The sequence below is a fragment of the Pelagibacterium lacus genome (assembly GCF_003345525.1).
GTDB classification, from domain to species: Bacteria; Pseudomonadota; Alphaproteobacteria; order Rhizobiales; family Devosiaceae; genus Pelagibacterium; species Pelagibacterium lacus.
This window is the reverse complement of the sequence record NZ_QQNH01000085.1, coordinates 1-506: the sequence shown is the minus strand read 5'-3', so window position 1 is coordinate 506 and position 506 is coordinate 1. Positions and strand designations below refer to the sequence as shown.

At 69.4% G+C, this 506-nt stretch carries 1 protein-coding gene; it reads left to right on the top strand.

Going from position 1 to position 506, the window contains the following annotated elements; all coding sequences use genetic code 11:
- Window positions 1–423: TMEM175 family protein (locus DVH29_RS16460; protein ID WP_158541715.1), on the top strand; the 423-nt coding region annotated here is incomplete at its 5' end.
- Window positions 424–506: the final 83 nt, after the last annotated feature.

Sequence of the window (506 nt, the reverse complement as noted above, 5' to 3'; positions counted from 1 at the left end):
CTGGGCATATTCTGGGTCGGCCAGCAGACCCAGCTCAACCACTTCGAGCGCGCCGACCGCAACCTGGCCTGGATCCACCTGGCCTTCCTGGCGGTGGTGTCGCTGATGCCGTTCTCGACCTCGCTGCTGGCCGAGTTCATCACCTTCCGTCTGGCGCTGGTCGTCTACTGGCTGAACATCGTGCTGCTGGGCGCGACCCTGTTCGCCAGCTGGACCTACGCCCGCGCGGCCGGGCTGGTGCGGGCCGACGTGCCGACGGAGGTGGCCTCGGCCATGCGCCGTCGCATCGTCATCGCCCAGACCCTCTACGCCGTCGGCGCGGCGCTCTGCGTGTTCGGCACCACCTGGAGCATCGCCTTCATCGTGCTGCTCCAGCTCAACTACGCCATAGCGCCCAACATCCCCTGGCTGCGGCGGCTCTGACGCTGGCGAGGGGGCCTTTGCCCCCTCGCCCGCCGGGTCAGGCCCGCGTCTTGGTCCAGTCGCCGATCACCCGCTCCAGCACC